This window comes from Phaeobacter sp. BS52, from assembly GCF_045040595.1.
GTDB classification, from domain to species: domain Bacteria; phylum Pseudomonadota; class Alphaproteobacteria; order Rhodobacterales; family Rhodobacteraceae; genus Phaeobacter; species Phaeobacter piscinae.
Genome location: NZ_CP090662.1, coordinates 2,443,909 through 2,468,454, shown reverse-complemented (window position 1 = coordinate 2,468,454; position 24,546 = coordinate 2,443,909). Strand labels below are relative to the sequence as shown.

General features: G+C 61.2%; 18 protein-coding genes and 6 pseudogenes. 14 read left to right on the top strand and 10 right to left on the bottom strand.

The features are described from left to right. The first annotated feature begins 102 nt into the window (after positions 1 to 102). From L0Z65_RS11920 to L0Z65_RS11910, 3 genes are all read left to right on the top strand, one after another. Positions 103 to 1,749: a 4Fe-4S dicluster domain-containing protein gene (locus L0Z65_RS11920; RefSeq protein ID WP_405107850.1), complete on the top strand. Its 1,647-nt coding sequence runs from the start codon at positions 103 to 105 to the stop codon at positions 1,747 to 1,749. A 140-nt stretch (positions 1,750 to 1,889) separates the two neighbouring features. Further along, positions 1,890 to 3,638, top strand: coding sequence for a tetratricopeptide repeat protein (locus L0Z65_RS11915; RefSeq protein WP_405107847.1), 1,749 nt, complete (start codon positions 1,890 to 1,892; stop codon positions 3,636 to 3,638). After that, positions 3,628 to 4,464: a 4-(cytidine 5'-diphospho)-2-C-methyl-D-erythritol kinase gene (locus L0Z65_RS11910; protein WP_405107844.1), complete on the top strand. Its 837-nt coding sequence runs from the start codon at positions 3,628 to 3,630 to the stop codon at positions 4,462 to 4,464. Before L0Z65_RS11915 ends, L0Z65_RS11910 begins: the two co-directional genes overlap by 11 nt. A 74-nt stretch (positions 4,465 to 4,538) precedes the next feature. Here L0Z65_RS11910 and L0Z65_RS11905 read toward each other — a convergent pair. Then, positions 4,539 to 5,538 (bottom strand): annotated as a pseudogene (locus L0Z65_RS11905) (polyprenyl synthetase family protein). Between the two features lie 57 nt (positions 5,539 to 5,595). Between L0Z65_RS11905 and L0Z65_RS11900 the strand changes: the two are divergent. The 3 genes from L0Z65_RS11900 (at position 5,596) to L0Z65_RS11890 (ending at position 6,912) form a co-directional block, all read left to right on the top strand. Beyond that, positions 5,596 to 5,808, top strand: coding sequence for a DUF2007 domain-containing protein (locus tag L0Z65_RS11900; RefSeq protein ID WP_096870482.1), 213 nt, complete (start codon positions 5,596 to 5,598; stop codon positions 5,806 to 5,808). Continuing rightward, positions 5,808 to 6,575, top strand: a complete 768-nt coding sequence (locus L0Z65_RS11895; protein ID WP_096870483.1) for a tRNA1(Val) (adenine(37)-N6)-methyltransferase — start codon at positions 5,808 to 5,810, stop codon at positions 6,573 to 6,575. The genes L0Z65_RS11900 and L0Z65_RS11895 overlap by 1 nt, the downstream gene beginning before the upstream one ends. A gap of 157 nt (positions 6,576 to 6,732) precedes the next feature. Further along, complete coding sequence (locus tag L0Z65_RS11890) at positions 6,733 to 6,912, top strand: YdcH family protein (protein ID WP_014873441.1); 180 nt, start codon at positions 6,733 to 6,735, stop codon at positions 6,910 to 6,912. A gap of 115 nt (positions 6,913 to 7,027) precedes the next feature. Here the strand turns inward: L0Z65_RS11890 and L0Z65_RS11885 are convergent, their stop codons facing one another. The 8 genes and pseudogenes from L0Z65_RS11885 to L0Z65_RS11850 form a co-directional block, all read right to left on the bottom strand. Beyond that, positions 7,028 to 7,894 (bottom strand): DMT family transporter, encoded by an 867-nt coding sequence (locus tag L0Z65_RS11885; RefSeq protein ID WP_405107839.1) that lies wholly within the window; start codon positions 7,892 to 7,894, stop codon positions 7,028 to 7,030. Further along, positions 7,891 to 8,838 carry a transcriptional regulator GcvA gene (gene gcvA, locus L0Z65_RS11880; RefSeq protein WP_405107836.1) on the bottom strand — a complete coding sequence of 316 codons (948 nt, stop codon included), beginning with the start codon at positions 8,836 to 8,838 and terminating at the stop codon, positions 7,891 to 7,893. Before gcvA ends, L0Z65_RS11885 begins: the two co-directional genes overlap by 4 nt. 326 nt (positions 8,839 to 9,164) lie before the next feature. Continuing rightward, positions 9,165 to 9,891: pseudogene (phbB, locus tag L0Z65_RS11875) on the bottom strand (acetoacetyl-CoA reductase). Between the two features lie 205 nt (positions 9,892 to 10,096). Then, a pseudogene (locus L0Z65_RS11870) lies at positions 10,097 to 11,273 on the bottom strand (acetyl-CoA C-acetyltransferase). Positions 11,274 to 11,572: 299 nt separating this feature from the next. Continuing rightward, complete coding sequence (locus L0Z65_RS11865; RefSeq protein WP_096870488.1) at positions 11,573 to 12,394, bottom strand: EAL domain-containing protein; 822 nt, start codon at positions 12,392 to 12,394, stop codon at positions 11,573 to 11,575. A 136-nt stretch (positions 12,395 to 12,530) separates the two neighbouring features. After that, positions 12,531 to 13,467, bottom strand: a pseudogene (locus L0Z65_RS11860) (sterol desaturase family protein). Continuing rightward, positions 13,460 to 13,900 carry a hypothetical protein gene (locus tag L0Z65_RS11855; protein ID WP_096873066.1) on the bottom strand — a complete coding sequence of 147 codons (441 nt, stop codon included), beginning with the start codon at positions 13,898 to 13,900 and terminating at the stop codon, positions 13,460 to 13,462. The pseudogene L0Z65_RS11860 and the gene L0Z65_RS11855 overlap by 8 nt, the downstream one beginning before the upstream one ends. Positions 13,901 to 14,018: 118 nt before the next feature. Beyond that, positions 14,019 to 14,582 (bottom strand): TlpA disulfide reductase family protein, encoded by a 564-nt coding sequence (locus L0Z65_RS11850; RefSeq protein ID WP_405107833.1) that lies wholly within the window; start codon positions 14,580 to 14,582, stop codon positions 14,019 to 14,021. A gap of 22 nt (positions 14,583 to 14,604) precedes the next feature. Between L0Z65_RS11850 and argH the strand changes: the two are divergent. From argH to L0Z65_RS11830, 4 genes and pseudogenes are all read left to right on the top strand, one after another. After that, positions 14,605 to 16,001: pseudogene (gene argH / locus L0Z65_RS11845) on the top strand (argininosuccinate lyase). Positions 16,002 to 16,082: 81 nt separating this feature from the next. Then, complete coding sequence (locus L0Z65_RS11840; protein ID WP_014873451.1) at positions 16,083 to 16,268, top strand: hypothetical protein; 186 nt, start codon at positions 16,083 to 16,085, stop codon at positions 16,266 to 16,268. Positions 16,269 to 16,320: 52 nt separating this feature from the next. Then, positions 16,321 to 17,586: a diaminopimelate decarboxylase gene (lysA, locus tag L0Z65_RS11835; RefSeq protein ID WP_102897723.1), complete on the top strand. Its 1,266-nt coding sequence runs from the start codon at positions 16,321 to 16,323 to the stop codon at positions 17,584 to 17,586. A gap of 52 nt (positions 17,587 to 17,638) precedes the next feature. Further along, positions 17,639 to 20,452, top strand: coding sequence for a DUF4175 domain-containing protein (locus L0Z65_RS11830; RefSeq protein WP_405107829.1), 2,814 nt, complete (start codon positions 17,639 to 17,641; stop codon positions 20,450 to 20,452). A 52-nt stretch (positions 20,453 to 20,504) separates the two neighbouring features. Here L0Z65_RS11830 and L0Z65_RS11825 read toward each other — a convergent pair. Then, positions 20,505 to 21,388: pseudogene (locus L0Z65_RS11825) on the bottom strand (zinc-ribbon domain-containing protein). 216 nt (positions 21,389 to 21,604) lie between these two features. Here L0Z65_RS11825 and L0Z65_RS11820 point away from each other — a divergent pair. From L0Z65_RS11820 to L0Z65_RS11805, 4 genes are read left to right on the top strand one after another with little or no spacing between them, the layout of a single operon-like run. Further along, positions 21,605 to 22,282, top strand: a complete 678-nt coding sequence (locus tag L0Z65_RS11820; protein WP_014873455.1) for a cell division ATP-binding protein FtsE — start codon at positions 21,605 to 21,607, stop codon at positions 22,280 to 22,282. Then, positions 22,279 to 23,178, top strand: a complete 900-nt coding sequence (locus L0Z65_RS11815) for a cell division protein FtsX (RefSeq protein ID WP_405107826.1) — start codon at positions 22,279 to 22,281, stop codon at positions 23,176 to 23,178. Before L0Z65_RS11820 ends, L0Z65_RS11815 begins: the two co-directional genes overlap by 4 nt. Continuing rightward, positions 23,175 to 23,924 (top strand): lysophospholipid acyltransferase family protein, encoded by a 750-nt coding sequence (locus L0Z65_RS11810; protein WP_405107823.1) that lies wholly within the window; start codon positions 23,175 to 23,177, stop codon positions 23,922 to 23,924. The genes L0Z65_RS11815 and L0Z65_RS11810 overlap by 4 nt, the downstream gene beginning before the upstream one ends. Continuing rightward, positions 23,902 to 24,507: a pyridoxamine 5'-phosphate oxidase family protein gene (locus L0Z65_RS11805; protein ID WP_405107820.1), complete on the top strand. Its 606-nt coding sequence runs from the start codon at positions 23,902 to 23,904 to the stop codon at positions 24,505 to 24,507. Before L0Z65_RS11810 ends, L0Z65_RS11805 begins: the two co-directional genes overlap by 23 nt. Positions 24,508 to 24,546 lie beyond the last annotated feature (39 nt).

Below are 24,546 nucleotides of genomic sequence, written 5' to 3'. Positions count from 1 at the left end.
GACCAGTGCCTCTGCCACCCGCTAAGCAACCGCGAAACAAAATTACGCCAAGGATACGCCACCCGCACGGGATGGCTCAGACCTACAGCCAAGGAGCCCGCAATGGCCGAGATTGAACGTGAAGCGATGGAATACGACGTTGTGATCGTTGGGGCAGGCCCGGCTGGTCTGTCTGCGGCGATCCGACTTAAGCAACTGGACAGCGACCTGCAGGTCGTGGTGCTGGAAAAAGGCTCCGAAGTGGGCGCGCATATCCTGTCAGGCGCAGTGCTAGACCCATGCGGTCTGGATGCGCTGATCCCTGACTGGAAGGACAAAGGCGCGCCGCTGAACGTGCCGGTCAAGGACGACAATTTTTACATGCTGGGTGAGGCGGGGCAGATCCGCATCCCCAACTTCCCGATGCCGCCGCTGATGAACAACCACGGCAACTACATCGTCTCTATGGGCAACGTCTGCCGCTGGATGGCAGAGCAGGCCGAAGAGCTGGGCGTCGAGATCTTCCCCGGCATGGCCTGTTCCGAGCTGGTTTACGGCGACAACGGTGAAGTCAAAGGCGTGGTTGCCGGTGTCTTCGGCCTGGAGGCTGATGGCTCCTACGGTCCCAACACCGAGCCGGGGATGGAACTGCATGGCAAATACGTGTTCCTCTCCGAGGGGGTGCGCGGTTCGCTGTCCAAGGAAGTGATCGCCAAATACGGCCTGTCTGATGGCAAGGAGCCGCAGAAATACGGCGTTGGCATGAAAGAGATCTGGGAGATCGATCCAGCCAAGCACAAAGAGGGGTCTGTTACCCACACCATGGGCTGGCCGCTTGGCTCCAATGCTGGCGGTGGCTCGTTCATCTACCACCTGGACAACAATCAGGTTTATGTCGGCTTCGTGGTTCACCTGAACTATAAGAACCCGCATCTCTATCCCTACATGGAGTTCCAGCGCTTCAAGCATCACCCGATGGTGGCAGAGCTGCTGAAGGGTGGCAAACGCGTCGCTTATGGCGCCCGTGCGATCACCGAAGGCGGTTATCAGTCCATGCCCAAGCTGGTGGCGCCAGGCGTCGCGCTTCTGGGGTGTTCTGCGGGTATGGTCAACGTGCCGCGCATCAAGGGCAACCACAACGCCATGCTGTCCGGCAAAGCCGCCGCCGAAGCGGCCTATGACGCCATCAAGGCAGAGCGTTCGAGCGACGAGCTGGCCGCCTATGAAGTCAGCGTGCGCGACGGTGCGATTGGCGCGGACCTCAAGAAGGTGCGCAATGTCAAACCGATGTGGTCCAAGTGGGGGCTGACTGCGTCCCTGATGCTGGGTGGTCTGGATATGTGGACCAACACATTTGGTTTTTCCCTGTTCGGAACGATTGGTCACGGCAAGAACGATGCTGAGGCGACCGAGCCTGCAGATCAGCACAAACCGATCGACTATCCCAAGCCCGATGGTGTCCTGTCCTTTGACCGCCTGACCAACGTGGCATTTGCGGCCACCAACCACGAGGAAAGCCAGCCCTGCCACCTGCGCCTTGGCAATCAGGATACACCGATTCAGGTGAACCTGCCGAAATACGCGGAACCGGCGCAGCGCTATTGCCCGGCGGGTGTGTATGAAGTGGTCGAAAAAGACGGCAAACCAGAGTTTGTGGTCAACTTCCAGAACTGCGTTCACTGCAAGACCTGCGACATCAAGGATCCGAGCCAGAACATCACCTGGACCACGCCTCAGGGCGGTGACGGGCCGAACTACCCGAACATGTGATCATGTCGCGAGCGGTTTCGGCGAGTATTTGCCGGAATAATAGGGGCAGCCTGCGGGCTGCCCCATTGCGTGTTAAGGGGTGGCGCTCTACGCTTTGTGGCGAGGCAGATATTGACCAGTCACCAAAGAGGAGGCCCCCCGTGCCCGTCCGATTCTTTCGCAGCCTGACATGTGCGGCGGCTCTTGCCGCGACGACCACCCTGCCGATGTTCTTGCAGGCCGATGCGGCGCATGCAGATGGGCTTTCCGGGGCGTATCTGGCGGCGCGGGCGGCGACATTGGATAGCGATTTTCAGGCCTCGGCAGATTATTACAATCGGGCGTTGGTGCGCGATCCGCAGAACCCGCTGCTGATGGAGCATGTGGTCTTTGCACGGCTGGCGCTGGGCGACGTCAAAGGGGCAGCGCCGGTTGCGAAACGCCTGTCCGAAATGGGCGCGCGCAGTCAGGTTGCCAATATTGTCATGACCGCCAGTCTGGTGATGGCAGAGGACTACCAGACCATCATTGAGCGCGTGACCTCGCAGCAAGACGGACAATATGAAATCAACGCGCTGGTTGATGGGCTGCTGTTGGGCTGGGCGTATCTTGGCGCCGGATCGGTGAATGATGCGCTGGCGCAGTTCGACCAACTGGGAAAGAAAGACGGGCTGGGCCTCTTTGCGCGCTATCACCGTGCCTTGGCGCTTGCATCCGTTGGCGATTATGAGGGGGCGGAGGCGCTGTTTGCCGCCGATGAGGGGCAGCTGACCAATACGTCACGCCGGGCGGTGATTGCGCGGCTTGAAATCCTGTCTCAGCTGGGGCGCAACGAACGGGCGCTGGAGGTTCTTTCCGAGGCTTTTAGTGGACAACTGGATCCGGGCCTGGCGGCCGTGTCAAAGCGATTGAAAGACGGCGAAACGCTGCCGTACGCGTTGGCGGCGACACCGCGACAGGGCATTGCCGAAGTGTTTTTCACCATGGGTGCGGCACTCAATGGTGAGATGGCGGATGACTATGTGCTGATGTATGCGCGCGTCGCTGCAGCCCTGCGCGAAGATCATGTGGATGCGCTGCTGCTCGCGGCTGAGCTGTTTGACCAATTGGGCCGCTATACCCTGTCGATTGATCTCTACAAACAGGTGCCGCGCGACCACCCAGATTATCACGCGGCTGAACTGGGCCGGGCTGAGGCCCTGCGCCGTGCAGCTAAGCCGGATGCCGCCGCCGAGGTGTTGCAGCAGTTGGCGCGCGACTTCCCAAAGGAAGTGCCGGTTCACACCAATCTGGGTGACCTGCTGCGCCAGCAGGAAGATTATAGCGGCGCGGTCGCCGCCTATGATACCGCGTTGGATCTGATGGATGAGAGCGTCGAGGGGCGCTGGTTCCTGCTCTATGCCCGCGGAATCTGTCACGAGCGGCTGAAGAACTGGGAGCAGGCGGAGGCTGATTTTCGCGCGGCTTTGGATATTCGCCCCGATCAACCCCAGGTGCTGAACTATCTTGGCTATTCACTGGTGGAAAAGCAGATCAAGCTGGATGAGGCCCTTTCGATGATTGAGCGCGCTGTCGCGGCACGGCCTGATGCGGGTTATATCGTTGATAGCCTTGGTTGGGTCCTTTATCGACTGGGGCGCTATGAAGAGGCGGTTGGCCATATGGAGACTGCCGTTGAGCTGATGCCGGTGGATCCGGTGGTGAATGATCATCTTGGCGATGTTTACTGGGCCGTTGGTCGGGCCCGTGAGGCTGAATTCCAGTGGAAGCGGGCGCTGTCCTTCATCGACCCGGAGGATACCGACAGCGAGGCCGACCCAGAGCGTATTCGCCGCAAACTGGACGCCGGGCTGGATGCGGTTCTCGCGGAAGAGGGAGCAGCGCCATTGAAGGTTGCCCATGACGGTTGAGGCCTTTGCCCCGGCCAAGATCAATCTGACCCTGCATGTGACTGGCCAACGCGCAGATGGCTATCACCTCCTTGATTCGCTGGTGGTTTTTGCTGATATCGGTGACCGGATCACGGTTGCTGCGTCGGATGAACGATCGCTGCAGGTGACCGGGCCGATGGCAGCAGGCGTGCCGGTGGATGCCAGCAATCTGATGATGAAGGCCGCAGCGTTGATGGATCCTGGGCGCGGTGCTGCGCTGTCACTGGAGAAAAACCTGCCGCCCGCATCTGGTATTGGCGGTGGGTCCTCTGATGCGGCGGCGACTCTTCGGGCACTTGCGGAACTGTGGGGGCTCCCCCTGCCGGGCACGCAGGATGTCCTGCCGCTGGGTGCCGATGTGCCGGTCTGCATGTCGCCGGGCACGCAGCGGATGCGTGGGATCGGTGAACAGCTGGACGGTCTGTCGCCGCTGCCAGACTGCGCAATTGCACTCATCAATCCGGGCGTGTCCGTTGCCACGCCTGCGATTTTCCGCGCGATGGGCAAACGGGACAACCCTGCCATGCCTGCCGAACTGCCGACCTGGGGCACCGTTGGAAATTTGGCGGCATGGCTCAAGACACAGCGCAACGACCTTCAGCCGCCAGCGATCCGATTGGAGCCGGTGATTGGAGAGGTTCTGGATGCGTTGTCTGAGACGGCGCCCCTGTATCACGCCATGTCTGGTTCGGGCGCGACCTGCTATGGTCTCTACCCAACAGAGGCAGAGGCACAGGCCGCCGCAGACCATTTGCGGGTGGGGCATCCTGCGTGGTGGGTGCGCGCGGGGCGTTTGCTGGCCTGAGGCCCTGATACTGAAAAAGCCAGCGCATGGGCGCTGGCTTCGTATTGGCTAAATCACCACTTTATTTTGCGATATCAGGCGAGCCGGGCCACCACGTAATCGGCCAGATCATGCAGCATCTGGCGGATTGGGTCATCGGGCAGCGCGGTCAATGCATCCTGCGCCTTTGCCACCCAATCCATGGCGTCGTGGCGGGTTGCGGTCAGGGTGTCGTATTTGTCCATCAGCGCCAGCGCGTGATCCAAATCGCCCTCGTCCTGACGCCCCTTCTCAATAGTCCGGACCCAGAATGCACGCTCCTCTGCGGTGGCCTGCGCCACGGCTTTGATCACCGGCAGGGTCAGCTTGCGCTCGCGGAAATCATCACCGACGTTCTTGCCCGTCGCGGCGCTATCACCTTGATAGTCCAGAAGATCATCAGCGATCTGAAAGGCGATGCCGAGGGCGTCACCATAGGCAAAGAGGGCATCAATCTGCGCCTCAGGCGCTCCTGCGACAACACCACCAGCCTGCGTGGCTGCTGAGAACAATGCCGCAGTTTTGCCCCGCACAACCTGAAGGTAGATGTCCTCGTCCGTGGCCAGATCACTGGCGGCGGTCATTTGCAGGACTTCACCTTCGGCGATGGTGGCAGAAGCATTGGCGAGGATGTCGAGAACCCGCAATGATCCCGTTTCCACCATTAACTGAAAGCTGCGGGCAAACAGGTAGTCGCCCACCAAGACGGAACTTTTGTTGTCCCAGAGGAGGTTTGCCGTCGGGCGACCGCGCCGCTGGCCGCTTTCGTCGACAACATCGTCATGCAGCAAGGTGGCGGTGTGGATGAACTCCACAGTTGCTGCCAGTTTCACATGGTTGTCGCCGCTGTAACCACAGAGGCGCGCGGCTGCGAGCGTCAGCATCGGGCGCAGACGTTTGCCGCTCAGCCTCAACCAGATGGGCCGTCACTTCGGGAATGCGTGGGGCGTGTTTGGACGCCATCCGGGTCTGGATCAGCGTATTCACCGCTGCCATTTCGTCGCTGAGTGTCGCGGCCAGCATGTCATGCGGCTTTTGCGTCAGGATTTGATTCATCGTTTTCCCGCTTGCAAGGCTCGACAAGGCGCAGGCCTTGCCCTTAGATCCATCCCTATGAAGGAACTTTTGCGCAGCACCGACCCAACCATCATAGCCTTTGCCACCGCCCTTCTTGAGGGTGAGGATATAGACTGCTTTCAAATGGACGTAAATATGAGCATCCTTGAAGGCGGTATCGGAATCTTTCCCCGCAGGCTGATGGTGCGCAGCGATGATCATGCCGCTGCCGAGCGCGTGATGCGCGACAATGATATCCCGTTGCGCTGATGCCCGGCTTTGACGACGCGGCGCTTAGTCAGGATGCCTTCCTGGGGGGGCAAGTGCAGCTGTTGCAGCCAAAACAGGGGTATCGTGCTGGCGTGGACCCGGTGTTGCTGGCTGCGGCTGTCCCTGCACGCGCTGGCGACCGGGTGCTGGAGCTGGGCTGCGGTGGCGGGCCGGGCTTGCTGTGTCTGGCGGCACGGGTGCCGGACCTGAACCTGACCGGCGTGGAGCTGCAAGCCGACTATGCGGATCTGGCGCGACGCAATGCCGCGCTGAATTCTGTCGATATGACCGTGGTTGAAGCGGATCTGGCAGAGTTGCCGATGGATCTGCGGCAGCAGCAATTTGACCAGGTGATCGCCAACCCGCCCTATTACCGCGCAGGCGCGCACAGCCCCGCGCAGGATGTCGGGCGGCAAATTGCGCTGGGTGGCGCAACCGAATTGAGCGTCTGGTTCGACACGGCTGCGCGGCGTCTCTCTCACAAAGGGTATCTTCATATGATCCAGCGGGCCGATCGCCTGCCGGAAATGCTGGGGGCCTGTCTGGGGCGTTTAGGATCGCTTGAGGTTCTGCCGTTGGCCGCCCGTGTGGGCCGGAGTGCTGAGCTTGTTCTGCTGCGCGCGCGCAAGGGCGGACGTGCGGGATTCAAGCTGCACGCGCCACTGATCCTGCATGATGGTGAGGCGCATCTGTGTGATGCGGAGAGCTACCGGCCGGATATCCGGGCGGTCCTTCGTGACGGATGTGCGCTGCCCTGGCCTCGTTGATATTTCCCGATGATCCGTGGAAAATCGGACCCTATTCGGCGGGTCCATGCCGAAATGACGGTTTCATGACAAAATATATGCTTCTGCAGCGTGACAGAGCAATATTCTTGTGTTCCACTCACTTTGTACGCAACACGCTCAAAGAAGGAGGAATGACATGAGCCTCAGCTCGCATCTCACCGAACTTAAGAAGAAGCACGAGCATCTGAGCATGGAAGTCGAACACGCCCAACGTTCGCCCGCGACAGACGGGCTAAGTATCGCGTCGATGAAGAAGCAGAAACTAAAGCTGAAAGAAGAAATTGAACGCCTCTCGACGGAGGAGCTTGCCGTCTGAGGGGCGCCTTGTCTCCCGCGTGACCTGCGGCCCCACCGCCGCGGTACCGGGAGCTTGAAAGTAGGATGTGAGGGGGTCATCAGCGCGGCTGGTGACCCCTTTTCGATGGTACCCGCTACGACTGACCTCTGTTGGCGCGGGCGGCAAGAACGGCTCCGCCCGTGATCAGGCAGGCCGCGATGGCCAGCGTCCAGGTGGCAGGGGCAATTCCAACCAGTACCAGGATCAGGGTGGAGAGAAGCGGCGCCGCATAAGAGCTGGTGCCCAGCAATTGGATGTCGCCCTGTTTCACACCGATGTCCCAGACGTAGAACGCCAGCCCAACCGGCCCCAACCCCAGCGCCAGTGTTGCGCCCCAGCCTGCGATGCCAATGGGCCATTGGCTGTCCTCAAGCGCGAAATGCAGCAGCCAGGAGGCCACGGCCGTGATCAGACAGAACACGGCAACGGTGCTGGTGGGCGCGGTCCCGAGCCGCCGCGCCAGAACGGAATAGCCGGACCAGGCCAAGGCGCAGAGCAGCGCCAGCGCGTATCCCGGAAGGGCAGCGGCATCAAACTCCGCGCCGCCGCCGGTGATAATGGCGGCGGCCCCTGCAAACCCCAAAATAGCCCCGAAGAGATGTCCGGCCCGCAGGGTCTCACCAGGCAACAGGCCGGAGAACAGCACGATCAGCAATGGCCAGAGGTAGGCGATCAATCCGGCCTCAGCGGCGGGGGCCAGCCGCAGGGCAGAAAAATAGAGCGCGTGATAACCAAAGAGGCCCAGACTGCCAAAGAGGTAGACCCGCCAAGACACCGCCCGCAATGCGGTAAGGCCGCCACTGCGCCAGCACCAGACCAGCCCCAGCGAACCGCCAATTGTGAAGCACAGCGCATTTAACAACAGTGGCGGGGTTGGGGCCGTGCCAACGGTGAGAACCGCCAGCAGAGACCAAAGCAGCACAGCGATAAATCCGATGGCGGTTGCGCGATTTCTGCTCATGTAAGGCTGTCCACGGAGACGATGGTCAATCCCTCGGATACTTCAGCCGTCTTTTCGATCTCGGCGAGGATCCAATCTCGGAAGGCGACAATTTGCGGGCGGTTCTCGGCTCCCTTCTGGCACAGAAAGCTAAAGCGGGCCTTGCCTGTCAGTGCTGTTCTGAACGGTGTAACCAGCCGTCCTTCGGCGATGTCCTTTACCACCAGCGCACGTCTTCCCAAGGCCACTCCGGCACCGGCCAACGCCGCGTCTACCGCGTGATCGGCGTTGCTGAAGCGCGCGCCATGGGTCGGAGTGAACTCCTCGCCCATCATCTTGAACCAAGCTGCCCAATCAAGTTGTGGTGACATGAAATTCAGTGAATCATCATGTATCAACGGCGCATCCTTCAGCGCAGTAACCGTGGGGTATTGCCTGGCGATCTCCGGCGTCATCACCGGCATGACCCATTCGACCGGAAGCGGCATCGAATAGACATCCGGGTAGGGGCCATAGCCAAAGCGGATGGCCACATCCACGTCGTCACGCATCAGGTCAACCCGGCGCAGGCTGGCGGAAAACCGAAGATCAATCTCCGGATGGGCGCGGGCAAATTCATAGAAACGCGGGGCCAGCCATTTGGCAGTGAAGGCAGGGCCAGCGGTAACCGTCAAGGCGCCGTCGTCTTGCAGGCGCAGGGCCGTGCGCCACGCCGCGGTCAGAGCCTGGAACCCATCGGATGTTCCAGGCGCCAATGCGGTTCCGGCGGCGGTCAGCTCCACTGCGCGGTTTAGCCGACGAAACACCGGTGTGCCCAAATGCTCTTCGAGTGATTTTATCTGGAACGACAACGCGGCGGGCGTCACGTTGAGCTCCTGCGCGGCCCGGGCAAAAGACATGTGGCGGGCAGCTGCCTCAAAGGCACGTAAGGCGGTTAGGGGGGGAGACGGTCCGGCATATGACATCAGTATTACTTAACTGAAGCCGTGAAAAGTCTCGTTTGTCGCTTTTGCAAGAAAGGTCCATATTGAGGTCAAGTTAGCAACACTGATCTGAATGGAGGCCGAAACGATGGAATATTCTGCCAATAGTACCGTGAAACTGGCCATGCAGCGCGCGCATGAAGAGCGCGGTCAGGTCCTTCGTGCACTCTGGGCGCGTTTATTTACATCCCGCCGTATTGGCCGTGTGGGTGCAGGGGTTTCCCGCTGGGCATAGCGCGCATGTCCTTACGGGATTGGAAAAGGCTAGCCCGTAGGACCGGCCCTTACCGTTTTTGGCTTTCTGGGTCTCAGACGAAGAACTGCGCGCCGTTTGCCGAGATGGTTGAGCCGTTGATGAAGCCTGAGTCCTCCGACGCGAGGAAGGCGACACAGCGGGCGATCTCCTCGGGTTCACCCAAGCGGCCTGCCGGGATCTGACCGATGATCGATTCGCGGACTTTCTCTGGAACGGCCATCACCATCTCAGTTGCGATATAGCCGGGGCAGATGGCGTTTGCGGTGATGCTTGGCGCGGGCGCCTTCTTGGGCCAGGGATTTCACGATGCCGAGGTCGCCAGCTTTGGTGGCGGCATAGTTCACTTGCGCGAACTGGCCCTTTTGTCCGTTGATTGAGGAAATCACGATGACGCGACCGAATTTCCGCTCACGCATGCCGGGCCAGATCGGATGCACGGTGTTGAACACACCGGTGAGATTGGTGTCGATCACCTGCTGCCACTGTTCCGGCGTCATCTTGTGGAACGGGGCGTCGCGGGTGATGCTCGGCATTGGCGACCACGATGTCGATGGGGCCGATATCCGCTTCGACCTTGGCGATACCGGCAGCGCTATCCTCATAGCTGGCAACGTCCCACTTGTAGGTCTTGATGCCGGTCTCTTCGGTGAACTTTGCCGCCGCTTCATCATTGCTCAGGCATAGGTCGCCGCCACCGTGTAACCCTCCGCCTTCAGCGCCTGAGAGATTGCTGCGCCGATGCCGCGGGAGCCGCCGGTGACGAGTGCGTTACGTGCCATGGAATAGTCCTCCGTTATTTGACTTGGTAATCTTGCTACTATTTTGTTTTGAATTACGCAATTATATTGCGTGTGAAAAATCTCTTCTTAAGTCGACATTGAGGTGAACGTCGCGTCGCCCTGCTCCGCAAAGGTATCGCAAAATACGCCAGAGATAGAAAAGGGCGCCACCGGGGCGCCCTTGATATGGTCAGCAGTCTGCGCCTCAGGGGCGCTCCACACACATGGCGACACCCATGCCGCCACCGATGCAAAGGGTTGCCAGCCCTTTTTTGGCGTCGCGCCGCTTCATTTCGAACAGCAGGGTGTTGAGGACGCGGCATCCAGAGGCCCCGATCGGGTGACCAATGGCGATGGCGCCGCCGTTGACGTTCACGATCGCCGGGTCCCAGCCCATGTCCTTGTTCACGGCGCAGGCCTGCGCTGCGAAGGCTTCGTTCGCCTCCACCAGATCAAGGTCATCAACGGACCAGCCTGCCTTCTCCAGTGCTTTGCGGGAGGCGTAGATCGGGCCGACTCCCATGATCGACGGATCCAGCCCGGCGGTGGCATAGGAGGCAATCCGTGCCAGAGGCTCAATGCCGCGCTTTTCAGCGTCATCCGCACTCATCAGCAAGGTGGCAGCGGCACCGTCGTTGAGGCCGGAGGCATTGGCGGCGGTGACCGAACCATCCTTGGCGAAGGCCGGGCGCAGTTTTTGCATGGCTTCGATGGTGGCGCCGTGGCGGATGTATTCATCCTGATCCACAACGATATCGCCCTTGCGCGTCTTGACCGTAAAGGCTGCGATTTCATCAGCAAATTTGCCCGCCTTCTGAGCCGCTTCGGCCTTGTTCTGGCTGGCAACGGCGAACTCATCCTGCATCTCGCGGGAGATCTGCCATTTTTCGGCAACATTCTCAGCGGTCTGACCCATGTGGTAACCATTGAATGCGTCCCAAAGACCATCGCGGATCATGGTGTCGATATAGCTCATATCGCCCATCTTGTGACCGGCACGCAAATTTGCAGCATGCGGCGAGAGCGTCATGTTTTCCTGACCGTGCGGCGCAGACGATAGCGGCGTCGCCCAACTGAATGTGCTGAGCGGCCAAGGCCACGGCCCGCAGACCCGATCCGCAGACTTGATTGAGGCTCCAAGCCGCGGATTCCTGAGGGAGCCCAGCGTTGATATGTGCCTGGCGGGCTGGGTTCTGACCCTGCGCTGCAGTCAGCACTTGGCCCAGAATGGTTTCTGAGACTTCGGATTTGTCGATCCCGGCGCGTTCTACGACTGCTTCCAGCACCGCAGCGCCGAGATCATGAGCGGGGGTCTTGGCGAACGCGCCACCAAAGCTGCCGACGGCGGTGCGTGCGGCGGATGCAATTACTACATTGGTCATCAGTTAGGGTCACTCTGCCATTCATCGTCCCGGGAGGCCAACTGAGCAGGCCGCTTTTCGCAGCCGCAGCAACCGGGATCCCCCTGCCTTTTCTAAAAAAGGCCGTGTATTTCGCTGCAGGTGCAGCACGCACAAGGTGTCCCACAGGGAGAGCCTGTGTCAATCAATACTATGGCGAATATACTGTGACAGGCCTGGGCGTTTGCCAAGCAATCAATTCAACACTGCCTTGAGGCGATCCCGCATGGAGCGAGATACCGCCAATTCTGGCAGGGGAGTGGATGCTCGGTTGGCGGCGTTCAGGAGGCGCGGCTGTTTTCCCGCAGTTCCTCCAGCCAGGGTGGGCTGACGGAGGGGGCGCCGAACAGATAGCCTTGCAGGCAATCGACCCCGATTGAGATCAAAAATTCTGCGTCGGCCGGGCTTTCGACGGATTCGGCAACGACGAGCATATCAAACTGCTTTGCGATCCCGACCAGTGCGCGGACCACTGCCTGATTGTCGTGGCTGGCATGGATGTTGCGCACAAACTGCCCGTCGATTTTCACCGCATCAAAGAAGAATTGCCGGAAATAGCTGACAGCGGTTGCCCCGGCACCGAAATTATCAAGCGCGAAGGCGATGCCATGTTTCTGCATCCGGTCAATGAAATCTATCACAAGCTCAGGCGTCGCCATCGCGGACGCTTCGTTGATCTCAAGCATCAGACGCTCGCCCAGGGTGAGATCTTTCTTCAGGTGGCGTTCCAGAACCCGCATCCAGCGCCGATAACCGATAGATCGCGCTGACATGTTGATCGAGAGCCGGATATTCGGGCTGCGCGCGAGCGCCTTCAGACCGTGTTCCAGTGCGAGGCAATCCAGTTCGCGGCCTTCCTCTTTATCCTCGACCAATGGCATGAAATCGCGTGCGGGTATTACACGGCCCGTCGAGTCGAGGACACGAATATACCCCTCGTAGAAGGCAACGCCCTGCGGCGGCATGGCCTGCATGATGGGCTGATAGGCGAGCATGGTTTGGTTGTGGCGAATCGCATCGCTGACCATGTCGAGAGTTGACCGATCGCGTGAGACGACCGCAGAGGTCAGGGGATTTTCCCCGCCTTCCGGCATGTCGGCCATGACCTGTTGCTTCTTCTTCACGGGTGTATCCCTTGGCACTGGCGTGGTCTGATCAATATGGATCAGGCTGCACCTTGGCGCAAAAGCGTTGCGCTTGCATTAAAGGGACAATTTTACCCAAATTGAGAGGCTGCGCTCAGGTCTTGTCAAACCCGGCGCTGCCAATGTCCTCCGGATGGCGATGCAGATGTTTGGCGCGGATCGTCTCGGAGCTGTCGCGACTGCCATCGTGGCTATACCCAGGGGGCGCAACTGCGTAGAGCAGCCGCTGCCGTAACGTCAGGCCCGGCTGTGTCATGTCTTTGAAAATGCTGACCCATTCGTGAAAAGCCACACGCAGCGGGTTAAAGGTGCCGATGTTGTGGACCAGACCATAATCCGGACGGTCGTGATCCTGTTCGGGAACGAAGGTGCCAAACATCTTGTCCCAGATGATGAAGACAGCAAGCATAGTTGCAATCGAGATAGCGTGGATTGCGCCCATGATGGGCACGGTGGTGACTGGGCGTGTTCATCACCGCCTCAAACCAGCGGGGCATGCGGCCAATTGCTTCGGTGTGGATCCAGAACTGATAGACCAGATTAATCCCCCCGACGAAAAGCACCATGGCCGGGTGGAACCCCAGCAGAACCAGAGGCGCGCGCACCACCATCATGAAGGTGAAGGTGCCGGTCCACGTCTGCCGCAGTGCCGTAGTCAGGTTGTAGTGCTGGCTGGAGTGATGATTGACATGGCTGGCCCAGACCCAGCGCACCCGGTGCCCAAACCGATGCACCCAGTAGTAGCGCAGGTCATCAAGGACAAAACACAGAGCAATCACCCAGACCGAGGTGCCGAGGTCCAGCGGCGTGATCTGCCACAGCAGCATGAAGAACGCCCAAGCGATGAAACCGAGGGCAATGCCTGAGGCCACACTGCCTGCCCCCATCACCAGAGAGGTGACAGCATCCCGGGTTTCATAGCGCCCGCCCCGCCGCTTGATCGCGATCCAGAGAAACTCCGCCAGAATGGCCGCGATGAAAAAGGGAACGGCCCATTGGGTGACATCAGGGTAGGAGATCGTATCAGGCATGTGTCTGGTCTCTCTGTTCTGTGGCGGTCGGGGGCTGTGAGGTGGCGCTTGCGGCCAGGATCCGGCGGCGCCAGCCCTCGCGTTCCTTATCGGACAGGTGCAGCAACACAGATGGGGTGGCGAAATCGGCAAATCTAACCCGGAACCCTTTGGGGTGATCCATCAGGCTGCACCCTGCAAGCGGGCGGGCGATCGTGTCGGCACCAAAACACCAGACCAAACCAAGCCCCTTATCTGTGTCGATCAGGGCCGCATGGCCAAGAGTGCTTGGCTGGGCATCATGGATCCGGGAGTCGGGATCGTGGCGGGCCCATGCCTTGGTAGCCGTCTCGCGCGTCATGAGGACCGGCGCCGACCGGCCAGTCAAATGAAGCAGAATAGCTATGACAATAATGCCGACCAGCACCATTGCGATCAGGATCTCCAGCGGCATCATATCCTCCCTGCCGCCGAGATTGGCGGCAGGGGCGCGGTCCTGTCAAAGGTGGCGTGGGGTCAAGCGGCCTGCCGTTGTCGCAGGCAGGCCGCTCGGCAAGCGATTGCTCTGAGTGTCAATCAGAGGCCATCAGCGCCTGAATGATGGCTTTGGCGCTGTCAGAGTTCCATTCGGCATCGCCGCGCAGTCGGGCGATTTCTTCGCCCTCGCGGTTGAGCAGAACGGTAATCGGCAGACCCAACACCGCCATTTCACGCGCTACGGCCTGCCGGGGATCCTGATGACGGGGGAGATTGGTGATGCCGGTATCGTCAAAGAACTTCTGGATACCGGCAGGCGAGTTGCGACCGGTGGCAAGCGTCAGCACCTCGAAATCGCCACCGCCAAATTCCTCTTGCAGCTCTGACAGCTGGGGCATCTCCTTGCGGCAGGGCGCGCACCAGGTGGCCCAGAAGTTCAGCAGCACGATCTTGCCTTTGTAATCCCCCAGCGTTGCGGTGCCAGCGCCGTCTGCCAGCTGAAACTCTGCGCTGGACACAGGTTTTGGGGCGCTATGGAGCACCAGTTTTTTCATGTCGCCCTGTCGCATATCCGCGAGCGCCACCGGATCGGCGGCCAAGGCGGCATTTGCACCCAAGGTCAGGGCCATATAAAGGGAAAGCTGACGTAACAGACGCATATTATCTCCGGGGTTCCACACCATGACAGATCAATCCTCGAACCAGATGTGGGGCGGCCGCTTTGCCGCTGGCCCGGACGCGATCATGGAGGCGATCAATGCCTCGATCGGGTTCGACAAGCGGATGGCAGCGCAGGACATTGCCGAGCTCTAGGGCCCATGCGGCGATGTTGGCCGCGACAGGCGTTATTACGGATAATGATGCTGAGGCCATTCGGGAAGGGCTGCTCACCGTTTTGTCAGAGATCGAGGGCGGAACCTTCCAGTTTTCCACCGCGCTGGAAGACATCCACATGAATGTGGAGGCCCGCCTGAAGGAGGTCATCGGAGAGCCTGCAGGCCGTCTGCATACGGGCCGCAGCCGCAATGACCAGGTTGCGACCGATTTTAAACTCTGGGTGCGCGACCAGCTGGACGCAGCCGAAAGCGGCCTGCTGGCGCTGATCCGCGCGCTTCTGTCGCAGGCTGAGGCAGGCGCCGATTGGGTGATGCCGGGCTTCACCCATCTGCAAACCGCGCAGCCGGTGACATGGGGCCACCACATGATGGCCTATGTCGAGATGTTCGGCCGCGATCTGTCCCGCGTGCGCGACGCACGCAAACGTATGAACAGAATCGCCGCTGGGCGCGGCGGCGCTGGTCGGCACCTCCTTCCCGATCGACCGGGAGATGACCGCAAAGGCGCTGGGCTTTGACCGCCCGGCGGCCAACTCGCTTGATGCGGTTTCCGACCGCGACTTCGCGCTGGAATTCCTGTCTGTGGCTTCGATCAGCGCCGTGCACCTCTCCCGCTTTGCCGAGGAACTGGTGATCTGGTCCTCCGCTCAGTTCCGCTTTGTGACCCTCAGCGACCGGTTCTCCACCGGCTCATCCATTATGCCGCAGAAGAAGAACCCGGACGCGGCTGAGCTGATCCGCGCCAAGGTGGGCCGGATTTTTGGCGCCAACACCGCGCTGATGATGGTGATGAAGGGGCTGCCGCTGGCCTATTCCAAGGACATGCAGGAAGACAAGGAACAGGTTTTCGACGCTGCCGATAACTGGATGCTGGCGCTGGCGGCGATGGAAGGCATGGTTAGGGACATGACAGGCAACCGCGAGTCTTTGGCCGCTGCCGCAGGGTCTGGTTTTTCCACAGCGACTGACCTCGCAGACTGGATGGTGCGGGTGCTGAAGGTGCCGTTCCGCGACGCCCACCACGTGACCGGGACGCTTGTGGCGATGGCCGAGAGCCGCGGCTGCGACCTGCCGGACCTGACGCTGGCGGACATGCAGGGCGTTCACGAAGGCATCACCGAAGACATCTTCTCTGTGCTTGGCGTCGAAAATTCGGTAAACTCGCGCATGTCTTATGGCGGCACGGCACCGGCGCAGGTCCGCGCGCAGATCGCCCGCTGGCAGGATGTCCTGTCCGATTGACGGCAGCAAGGTTGCGGTCAGAAGGCGTAACCCGACCGCAACCGCCCAACTGAGTAGAGGCCAACGTCGAAAGAGGTCACCATGGCAAAACCCGTTTTGATCCTATGTGCGCTGGCAGCCTGCGCTGGACTGGCAGCCTGCGGTGTTGACGGCGAACCGGTGCGCCCCTCTCTGAACGCAGGCGTCGGTGTTTCCAGCAGCGGTGTGCACGCAGGCGGCAGCCTTGGTCTGCACAAGGGGCCGCTCAGCGTTTATCTTGGCGTGTGATGCAGCGCGGAATCATTTGATCCGCGCCCCGGTTCTGGTCTAAGCGCGACCTATGGATCATTTTCTCTATCGTGACGGCGCGCTTTACGCCGAAGATGTGCCGGTGGCCGAGATCGCGGCCGCTGTGGGCACCCCGTTCTACCTGTACTCCACCGCGACGCTGCTGCGCCATTTCCATCTCTTTGATGACGCATTGAAGGGGATGGATCATCTGGTCTGCTACGCGATGAAGGCCGCCAGCAATCAGGCGATCCTGAAAACGCTGGCACAGGCCGGAGCGGGCATGGATGTGGTGAGCCAGGGCGAATATCTGCGCGCGAAGGCCGCCGGGGTTCCGGGCGACAGGATCGTGTTCTCGGGCGTCGGCAAGACGCAGGACGAGATCCGCACCGCACTTAGCGGCGGCATTCGCCAGTTCAACGTCGAATCCGAGCCGGAAATGGATGTGATCAACGCCGTGGCGCTGGAGCTGGGCGCGGTGGCGCCTATCACCGTGCGTGTGAACCCTGATGTTGATGCCAAAACTCACGCCAAGATTGCCACCGGAAAATCCGAGAATAAATTTGGCATCCCGATTGCTCGCGCGCGCGAGGTTTATGCCCGCGCCGCCAGCCTGCCGGGGCTGAAAGTGATCGGCATCGATGTCCACATCGGATCGCAACTGACTGAGTTGGCCCCGTTTGAACTGGCCTACCAGAAGGTGGCGGAGCTGACCGAACAGTTGCGCGCCGACGGGCATGATATCCACCGGCTGGATCTCGGCGGTGGCTTGGGCATTCCCTATACCCGCTCCAATGATACACCGCCGCTGCCGGTTGAATATGGTGCCATGGTGCAGCGCACATTGGGGCACCTTGGGTGTGAGATTGAGATTGAACCGGGGCGTCTTATCGCGGGCAACGCGGGGATCATGGTGAGCAAGGTGATCTATGTGAAATCCGGGGAAGACCGGGATTTCCTGATCATTGACGGTGCGATGAATGATCTGATCCGCCCCGCGATGTATGAGGCATACCATGATATCGTTCCGGTCATCGAACCGGGGGCCGGGATCGAACAGCGGGCCTATGATATTGTTGGCCCGGTCTGCGAAACTGGCGATACCTTTGCCCGCCATCGCGATATGCCGCCACTTGAGGCGGGGGATTTGGTCGCCTTCCGCAGTGCAGGTGCTTATGGGGCGGTGATGGCCAGCGAATATAATTCGCGTCCGCTCATTCCCGAAGTCCTGGTGCACGGGGATCAATTCGCGGTTATCCGCCGACGTCCGGACTTTGACGAAATGATAAACCGCGATACCATCCCTGAGTGGTTCTGACGGGTTTCGCGGCATTTGGCGCGGCGCAGGGCCAAACGGAGGCGCCGCCCGGATGGTGAAGACCCCCAAGTTCCGCCGTAAGGCTGACGACAGACCTGCAACCGCGCCCGGTTCTCCGGGGCGCGATAAGGCAGATGCGGGGCGGCCATGGGGGGCAGGTGACGGCGAGGCGATGCCAGTTTCGCCATTATCTGGCCTGCAACTCTCTGATCCGCGTTTGGCGCGATTGCGCTGGTCCCTGCGATTGACGTGGCTTGGCCTGCTGTCGGAACGGCTGGTGCGCGCCTTCTGGCCCTTGTCCTCTCTGGTGATGCTGGCGCTTGCCGCGATAATGCTCGGCCTCCACGAGGAGCTGCCGGTGGAGCTGGTCTGGGTCGGCGCGGTTGTGCTGGTCCTCGCCGCTGCGGCAGCGTTTGCTTTTGGGGTCTGGCGCTTTGCTTGGCCTCGCCTGTCGGACACTCTGGCGCGATTGGATATGACGGTTCCCGGACATCCGATTGCGGCACTGCTGGACGCGCAGGCTATTGGTTCTGATGATCCTGCATCGCAAGCGCTCTGGCAGGCGCACCAGCAGCGGATGCAGGCCCGCGCTGCTGCGGCCAAGGCTCCGAAACCCAATCTCTCCGTTGCGCGGGCGGATCCGTTTGCGCTGCGCTATCTGGCGATGTTGGCGCTGGCGGTGGCAGTGTTGTTCGGCTCCATCTGGCGGGTCGGCACCCTTGGCGAGATCACCCCCGGCGCAGTTGCGGCTGCCACGGGACCGACCTGGGAAGGCTGGATCGAGCCGCCACGCTACACTGGGCTTCCGGTGCTCTATCTCAATGATCAGACTGAGACCGCGCTGAACCTGCCGGAGAACAGTCGCCTTACCCTGCGATTTTATGGTGAGGTCGGCGATCTGACGCTGGACGAGACCATTTCCGGGCGTGTCGGTGACCTGCCGTCTGCCGCTGCTGCCGAACAGAGTTTTGAGATTACCCGTGACGGCACGCTCGCGATCAACGGTGCAGGCGGACGCAGTTGGGATGTCACGCTGCTCAAGGATCAGCCTCCGAGCGTTGCCATTATCGGCGACCCGACGCTTGAATCCGATGACACCACATCGCTGGCCTATACCGCGAGCGATGACTACGGCGTCACTGGCGGACGGGTGGAGATTGAACTGGATATGGACGCGCTGGATCGCCGTCACGGATTGGCGGTGACGCCGGATGCGCGTGATCCGATTGTGCTGGATCTGCCGCTGCCACTAAGCGGCGATCGCCGTGCGTTTGATGAACAGATGATTGAGACCTTTGCCAAGCATCCCTGGGCGAATATGCCGGTCACCTACCGGATGGTTGCACAGGATGCCGCTGGTCAGGAGGCGAAGGCCGAGCCGCTGAGCGCGCCGCTTGTGACCCGCCGCTTCTTCGATCCTATGGCCGCTGCCGTGGCAGAGCAGCGGCGTGATCTCCTCTGGGCGCGGGCAAATGCACCAAGGGTGGCGCAAATTCTGCGCACCCTGTCGACCTACCCGGCTGAGGTGTTTCGCGATCACGGTGATTACCTGCGCCTACGCACCATTTTGCGCCGACTTGAGCAGCATAGCACGGCGGGCACTTTGGGGCCGGATCAGCAGGATGATCTTGCTGAGGCGCTCTGGGATCTGGCTGTTCAGCTTGAAGAGGGAGATGTCGGAGATGCCATGGCGCGGATGCAACGGGCGCAGGAGCAGCTGAGCCAGGCGATGCGGGACGGCGCCAGCGAGGAAGAGATTGCCCGCCTGATGCAGCAGCTGCGCGATGCGACGCAGGACTATCTGCGCCAATTGCAGCGGCAGGCACAGGAGCAGGGCAATCAGGGCGAGCAGCAGGGCGCTCCGGATGAGAACGCGATGCAGTTGAGCCAGCAGGACTTGCAGGCGATGATGGACCGGATTCAGGAACTGATGGAACAGGGCCGCATGGCCGAGGCTGAACAGGCGCTGCGCGAGTTCCAGCAGATGATGGAAAACATGCGGGTGACCGAGGGGCAGCAAGGGCAGGATGGGTCTCCCGGGGAGCAAAGCATGGACGGGCTGGCCGATACCCTGCGCGAACAGCAGGGCTTGTCAGATCAGGCCTTCCGCGACTTACAGGAGCAATTCAACCCCGGCGCCCGCCGTGGCGAAAGCGAAGGCAACGAAGGACGCAATGGCGGTCTGGGCCGTGGACAGTCCCATGAGGGCGGACAGGGCAATCAAGGGGGGCAGGGCGACCGACCGGGTGCTGGCACTCCCGGCGAGGAGCGACAGCCCGGCCAGGGGGGGCAGGGGCAGCGCGCACCTGACGCCGAAGGGGGGCAGAGCGGTGGCGATACAGCCCAGTCGGGTGGGCGTCGTGGCCTCGGTGGTTCTCTTGCGGATCGCCAGCAAGCCCTCAGGGATCAGCTGCGTGCGCAGCGCGACGGTCTGCCATTGGGCAATGGTGAAGGGGATCAGGCGACGCGGGACGCTTTGGATGATGCCGGGCGTGCCATGGACGGTGCTGAGGAGGCGCTGCGACAGGGGGACCTGGCAGAGGCCATCGACCGGCAATCAGACGCCATGGAGGCGCTGCGCGAGGGCATGCGGGCGCTTGGCGAAGCGATGGCAGAACAGCAACAGCCCGGACAGCAGCAGGGTCAGGGGCGCGCCAATACCTCGGCGCAGGGCAATCGCATGGACCCGCTGGGTCGGCGCAATGGCGAGCAGGGGGACGGCGGGGTCTCGGACGGGCAGTTCAGCGAGGGTCAGGCCTATCGCCGCGCCTGGGACCTGCTGGAAGAAATTCGCCGCCGGGCCGGTGAACGCAGCCGCAGCGACACCGAGCGCAGCTATCTTGAGCGATTACTCGACCGGTTCTGATAGGCCGGTGGCGCCACCACGTTTGGGCGTTTCTAGGCTCGGGCGCGACGGGCTATTGCTGCACTGTGAAAGCGCGCACCTGCGTATCCAGCCACAGCCGCGCGGCATCCACCTTGGCGACATAAGTGCTGAGATAGGGATCAGCCTGTGGCAGTTTCTGTGCGATCAGGGGCGCATTGTCATAGGCCATGGCAAGGGCCAGCGCGATCAGCAGGGCGAAGGCAAAACCACGGGCAAAGTTACGCTTTTTCTTTGGCGGTGCTGCATCCATCGGGGGTGCGATTGGCGCTGCGGCACCCTCGCCGGAGCGTAGGGTGGAGTTGATCTCATCAATATTCGGCAACAGTCCACGGCGGGATTCCGTCTCAGCGGTGGCCAGCTGCTGCGGATCCTCGCCGCGCATCCGGGCCATCTGTTCGCGGGCTTCGCGGGCACGTCGCGCCGATTCTTCCTCAGGCAGTGAATCAAGCCCCAGATCTGTCTGGGTTTGCAGAGGGCTGTTTTCAGCGGCACGCAGGCTGGCTTCGCGCTCAGCCTCTTCGCGCAGGATATCGCTTATTGCCGGATCCAGACCGCGCGCAGTGGCCGCGACGTCGGGGGCGTGATCCTCGGCTGTGTCCTCTTCGGCGGGGTGATCTTCGGACGCTGCCTCATCGGGGGGCAGATCGGTCTCTTCGGCGATATCGTCGTCTGCGTCTTCTGTCAGCGGGTCCATGATCGGAGATATGAGATGCTCGGCGTATCTGCATCCGGCGGCAGGTCGGCGAGATCCGGGCCTGCTGCTGGCGCGCTCTCAGCGTCATCTGCGTCCAGCGCACGGCCAGCCTGAAACCACGTCTGACCGCAATTGGAACATTGCACGTCGCGGCCCTCATCAGGGATTACATCATCCGGCACCTCATACTGGGCGGCACAGTTCGGACATGTCAGTCGCATGGGTCACTCCTTGGGACCTGGGGTGGCTCCGGGGGGTCCGGGCGGCTGTCGGCGTGTGATTGTTGAATAATCATAGGCAGTTCCGCCTTTCCACGAAAGAGCCAATCGCGTCGACGGGCGTCGACTGTTTCCAGAGGGCGCAGCATGGCAACAGCGCCGACCATTGAAACTGGTCGCACAGTCGGGCAAAACACCGGTGACCAAAAGGGGACCGCCGTGATCGAGCTGGACAATGTGGGGTACAATTACGGTGGCGGGGAACTGCTGAGCGAGGTGTCAGTACAGCTGGCGCCGGGGTCGTTCCATTTCCTGACCGGTCCGTCAGGGGCAGGTAAGACGACCCTGTTGAAACTCTGCTACGGTGCATTGACCCCAACGTCTGGCCGCGCGCGCGCTTTCAACATGGATATCAATGGCTTGGACCGTGATCAAATGGCTTATTTGCGGCGGCGTATCGGCGTGGTCCATCAGGATTGCCGGTTTCTGGACCATCTGCCGGTGATCGAAAACATCGCTCTGCCGCTGACCGTATCCGGGCGGGACATCGATCAGGAAGAGGCCAATCTGAGGGAATTGCTGAATTGGGTCGGCCTGTCGGAGCGGGCGCATGCAACGCCGCCGGAGCTGTCCGGGGGCGAACGGCAGCGCGCGGCTCTGGCCCGGTCGGTTATTCTGTCACCCGAGGTAATCATCGCGGACGAACCAACAGGCAATGTGGACTGGGAAATGTCGCAGCGACTGCTGCAATTGCTGGTGGAGCTGAACCACATGGGCAAAACGGTATTGGTGGCCACCCATGATCTGTCGCTCATCCGGGCGGCCAAAAAACAGGTGCAGGCACGGGTTCTGCGGATTTCCAACCGGCAGCTTCAGCAGGCGGGGGCAGATCTATGAATTTGGCCCGGCTGCGCAATGTGATCGTCGGAGATGCTCAGGCTGACCGTGTGGTTCCGCCAAGCGGGTTTACCGCCCAGCTGACGCTGTTTGTGTCGGGGGCGATGGCGTTCCTGGCGGTCTTTGCGCTGGCCTTGTCGCTGGCCTCGGGCCGGTTGGCGGACCGCTGGGCGGAAGAGCTCGCCCGCGCTGCAACGCTGCGGATCAACGCGCCTGCCGAGCAACGCGTCGCCCAGACCGAAGCGGCGATGACCATTCTGGAACAGACCCCGGGTGTTGCCTCCGCCCGAGCGCTCAGCCGCGAAGAACAGGCGGCACTTCTGACACCGTGGTTCGGGACCAAACTGCCGCTGGATACACTGCCGATCCCGCAGCTGATTGAGGTGATCGAAGGTGATCCGGGCTACGATGATGCAGGATTGCGATTGCGGCTGCAGGCGGAGGTGCCGGGTGCTGTTCTGGATGATCACACCCGTTGGCGCGCGCCTTTGGTGGATGCGGCGCAGGCGCTGCGGCGTCTGGCATGGGTGTCAATTCTGCTGATCGGCGGTGCCACTGCCGCGATGATCACCCTCGCCGCCAACGCAGCTCTTGCCGCCAATGCCCAAGTGATTGAGGTGCTGCGCCTGGTTGGCGCCTTGGACACCTATATCGCACAGGCCTTTATCCGGCGCTTTACCTTGCGCGCGCTGTTCGGGGCGGGGGTTGGTATGTTGCTTGGCATGTTGGGAGTCTGGCTGATGCCCGAGGCCACGCGCGAGGGTGGGTTTCTGACCGGTCTGGGCTTTCAGGGCTGGAGCTGGCTCCTGCCGCTGTGCATTCCTTTGCTTGGTGCGCTCGTCGCCTTTGCCGCAACAACCCGTGCGGCCAACAAACGTCTTGGAGATTTGGCGTGAAAACTGCATTTCGATGGCTGCTCTCGGCCGTGTTTATGGCTCAGATCTACGTGATGATGCTGATCTTTGGTCTGGTTTTTGCGCCATGGGCTCTGGTGTCGCCGCGCGGCGCCCGCATGGCCTGCCGCAGCTATGCCGGTTATGTGCTGTGGTGCGCCCGCTGGATGCTGGGCCTGCGTACCGAGGTACGCGGCCCGGTGCCCACCGAGGAGGTGATCATCGCAGCAAAACATCAGAGTTTTCTGGATATTCTGATCATCTTTCACGCCACCCCTTCAGCCAAGTTCATTATGAAGCGCGAGTTGCTGTGGACACCGATCATCGGCATCTATGCCAAGCGATTGGGCTGCGTGCCGGTCAACCGCGGTAAGAAAGGCAATGCCATTGCCCGTATGGTCAAGGATGTTGCGGCAGAGTTCGCTGACCCCGGTCAGCTGGTGATTTATCCGCAAGGCACCCGCGTCGCCCCCGGGGCGGGCAGGCCCTATAAGATCGGAACCGGGGTTCTTTATGCCGCGCTGGAGCAGCCTTGTGTGCCTGCGGCGACCAATGTGGGTCTGTTCTGGCCGCGTACCGGGATTATGCGCAAACCTGGGCTGGGTGTGGTTGAGTTCCTGCCCGCTATTGCGCCGGGGCTGGACCGTGATGTGTTCATGGCCACGCTGGAGCGCGAGGTCGAAGCCCATTCGAATAAGTTGATGCAGGAAGCGGGGTTCGAAGTCGATGGAGTTTCTCACCACGGTTGAGGCGCTTGAGGCGCATTACGGCACACCCGGCGCGCCCTCTCTGCGCAAGGTGGCGCGGCAGATGACGCCGCTTTATCGCAAGTGGATCATGGCCTCGCGGCTGTGTATGTTGGCCACGGTTGGACCAGAAGGCACCGATGACAGCCCGCGTGGTAATGATGGTCCGGTGGTTCTGGAGCTGGACCCGGGCAGGCTGGCCCTGCCGGACTGGCGGGGCAACAACCGGATCGACAGCCTGCGCAATATCGTGCGGGATCCGCGTGTCTCGCTGATGTTTCTGGTGCCGGGATCGAACAATGTGGTGCGGGTGAACGGTAACGCTCGGGTGACGGCGGACGCCGATCTGCGCGCCATGTTTGACAAGAGCGGCAAACAGCCCCGCACCGTCATTGTTATTGAAGTCAACGAGATCTATAGCCAGTGCGCCCGCGCACTGATGCGCGCACGGACCTGGACCTCAGAAGATGAAAGCGCGGATCTACCAACGATGGGGGAGATCCTTGCCGAGCAGACCGCCGGAGAAGAGGGCGGGAAGGCTTATGACGAGGCCTGGGCACCGCGCGCCGCCAAGACCATGTGGTAAAGCCAATGCGTTGGGACGCGGACCAGCGCGCTGTCGTCA

Coding starts and splice junctions, on each gene's coding strand:
- L0Z65_RS11895 (WP_096870483.1), top strand. CDS start 5,808: ATGCCCGGCTTTGACGACGCGGCGCTTAGTCAGGATGCCTTCCTGGGG.
- L0Z65_RS11910 (WP_405107844.1), top strand. CDS start 3,628: ATGACGGTTGAGGCCTTTGCCCCGGCCAAGATCAATCTGACCCTGCAT.
- gcvA (WP_405107836.1), bottom strand. CDS start 8,838: ATGTCATATGCCGGACCGTCTCCCCCCCTAACCGCCTTACGTGCCTTT.
- L0Z65_RS11855 (WP_096873066.1), bottom strand. CDS start 13,900: ATGCCGCTGGAGATCCTGATCGCAATGGTGCTGGTCGGCATTATTGTC.
- L0Z65_RS11920 (WP_405107850.1), top strand. CDS start 103: ATGGCCGAGATTGAACGTGAAGCGATGGAATACGACGTTGTGATCGTT.
- L0Z65_RS11805 (WP_405107820.1), top strand. CDS start 23,902: ATGGAGTTTCTCACCACGGTTGAGGCGCTTGAGGCGCATTACGGCACA.
- lysA (WP_102897723.1), top strand. CDS start 16,321: ATGGATCATTTTCTCTATCGTGACGGCGCGCTTTACGCCGAAGATGTG.
- L0Z65_RS11885 (WP_405107839.1), bottom strand. CDS start 7,894: ATGAGCAGAAATCGCGCAACCGCCATCGGATTTATCGCTGTGCTGCTT.
- L0Z65_RS11840 (WP_014873451.1), top strand. CDS start 16,083: ATGGCAAAACCCGTTTTGATCCTATGTGCGCTGGCAGCCTGCGCTGGA.
- L0Z65_RS11815 (WP_405107826.1), top strand. CDS start 22,279: ATGAATTTGGCCCGGCTGCGCAATGTGATCGTCGGAGATGCTCAGGCT.
- L0Z65_RS11850 (WP_405107833.1), bottom strand. CDS start 14,582: ATGCGTCTGTTACGTCAGCTTTCCCTTTATATGGCCCTGACCTTGGGT.
- L0Z65_RS11900 (WP_096870482.1), top strand. CDS start 5,596: ATGAAGGAACTTTTGCGCAGCACCGACCCAACCATCATAGCCTTTGCC.
- L0Z65_RS11830 (WP_405107829.1), top strand. CDS start 17,639: ATGGTGAAGACCCCCAAGTTCCGCCGTAAGGCTGACGACAGACCTGCA.
- L0Z65_RS11865 (WP_096870488.1), bottom strand. CDS start 12,394: ATGGCCGACATGCCGGAAGGCGGGGAAAATCCCCTGACCTCTGCGGTC.
- L0Z65_RS11890 (WP_014873441.1), top strand. CDS start 6,733: ATGAGCCTCAGCTCGCATCTCACCGAACTTAAGAAGAAGCACGAGCAT.